Source organism: Mycobacterium sp., assembly GCF_050701515.1.
Taxonomy (GTDB): Bacteria; Actinomycetota; Actinomycetes; order Mycobacteriales; family Mycobacteriaceae; genus Mycobacterium.
On the sequence record NZ_JBOGDB010000237.1, the window covers coordinates 1 to 1,610 of the forward strand.

Below are 1,610 nucleotides of genomic sequence, written 5' to 3' on the forward strand. Positions count from 1 at the left end.
AGCCGGGCCGGACTGTCACGTTCACCAGGTATGCCACCGTGTCGGCGCTGGCCGAGGGTGCACCGACGACCAACGCCGCCGCGATTAGGGTCCCCGCTGCCGTCGATGTTTGTATACGCCGAACGGCGATCATTTCGGATCGAAGCCTGACATCAGCCAGTGCCCCGCGACGTTGTCGAGGGTGACCTCGACAACAGACGAGGTGTATGTTGGCGGGTCGTTACCCATGACAACGGACTGGTTAACGAAAACCAATACGACGGCGTGGTTGTTGCTCGCAGATACTGAGGCAGCGCCGGTCACCGTGGCCACCGCCGAGATCTGTTTCTCCTTGGCTCCCGGGATCACCACGTCTTTTATCAGCGACGTGTAAGAATCGCGAAAGGTGCCTGTGAGACGGTCGCGAGCGGCAGTGAGTGCGTCCGCGGTGTCAGGTGTGTAGGAGAGTATCGCGATCGTGCTCTCCTTCGCGGCTTGGACTGATTCGACGGCGGCACGTTGAACCGCTGTGGCAGTTGTGTTTTCGTATTTCAGGTACCCTGCGCCCAGCGCCACCACCAGAGCGACGAATGGGACGACGCCGAAGCCGAAAACCTGCGCCCACAATCGGCGTCGAGTTGAGTTCGCTGTGTGCGCATCGCTTTCGTGGTCGTTGTCATCGACTTGCGGGTGGGTTCTTGTCATGGCACAAACTCCACATTGGACATCTTCACGTCGTCACCTACTTTCTGCACCGAAATCCTCATGCGCCACGCTCGTGGATCCTGCACTGGTGCACCGGCATTGGAGATCTTCACGCCGACCGCCACCAGAATCTGTGCGCCGTTCCCGGACGACGATTCCAGGCCTGCCGCAGTGATGGTGCCCTCGGACCTCGCTTGGGCTGCCTTGAGCACGTCGATGAACGGTTGCGACTGCTTTAGGAAGTCGTCGTAGAAAGTCCCAGTCGCCGAATTCAGGATGCGTTGAATGTCGGCGTCCGCGTGCTGCCAGTCAATTGTGGTCAGATTCAGCGCGCCCTGGCGACCGGCTTGCAGGAATTGCGCCTGTTGTTCGGCCACTCGATTTCCTTGGTATGCGCCCCATCCAAGCCAGCCGGCCACAGCCATCAGCGCCGCGACGATCGTCAGGCCTACCAGCAACGCCAGTCGGTGTGGCGGCATAGGCACTTTGGATCGGCGGCTGCCGCACTGCTCATCGCCACCGCTGTCATCGGCGCTCTGGGCGGCGGCTTCGACGGGCTCTTCGATGGCCTCCTCGGCGGCCTCGGTGGTCGCTGTGTCGGGCGGCTTCGTGTCGGTATCTGTCATAGGTCAATTTCCTCTCGGCGGGACCAGCAGGTCCCGCAAGCTGTGCGGCCCGGGGGCATCGCCGGCGAGGTCCGCCTGGGTGTATCGGCGCCCGTCGGGCCCGATGTACATACCGGTGTTCGGGTCGTAATACGCACCCGCGATCGCCGGCAGTGCCGGTGTGGGGGCAGCAGGAGCAGGCGGTGTCCCCGGCGGAAGTTGCGGGACCGGTTGCCCGGAAAGGGTTGCGTTAGGGTCGCCCTTCCAGTTGTAGCCATCGTTGAGCGGCACGTAGGCCTCGTCGCTCTCGCACATCTTGAC

The 1,610-nt window shown here is 62.5% G+C and carries 2 protein-coding genes and 2 pseudogenes; all 4 read right to left on the reverse strand.

Translation table 11 applies throughout. The annotated features are described in order from the left end of the window. Positions 1–133, reverse strand: a pseudogene (locus ACRDU5_RS18270) (DUF732 domain-containing protein); the annotation flags it as partial. After that, a complete protein-coding gene (locus ACRDU5_RS18275; RefSeq protein WP_526616119.1) occupies positions 130–684 on the reverse strand; it encodes a hypothetical protein in 555 nt (184 codons plus the stop codon). The pseudogene ACRDU5_RS18270 and the gene ACRDU5_RS18275, both read right to left, overlap by 4 nt. Continuing rightward, positions 681–1,310 carry an Rv1363c family protein gene (locus ACRDU5_RS18280; RefSeq protein ID WP_526616121.1) on the reverse strand — a complete coding sequence of 210 codons (630 nt, stop codon included), beginning with the start codon at positions 1,308–1,310 and terminating at the stop codon, positions 681–683. The genes ACRDU5_RS18275 and ACRDU5_RS18280 overlap by 4 nt, the downstream gene beginning before the upstream one ends. A gap of 3 nt (positions 1,311–1,313) precedes the next feature. Next, positions 1,314–1,610 (reverse strand): annotated as a pseudogene (locus tag ACRDU5_RS18285) (MCE family protein); the annotation flags it as partial.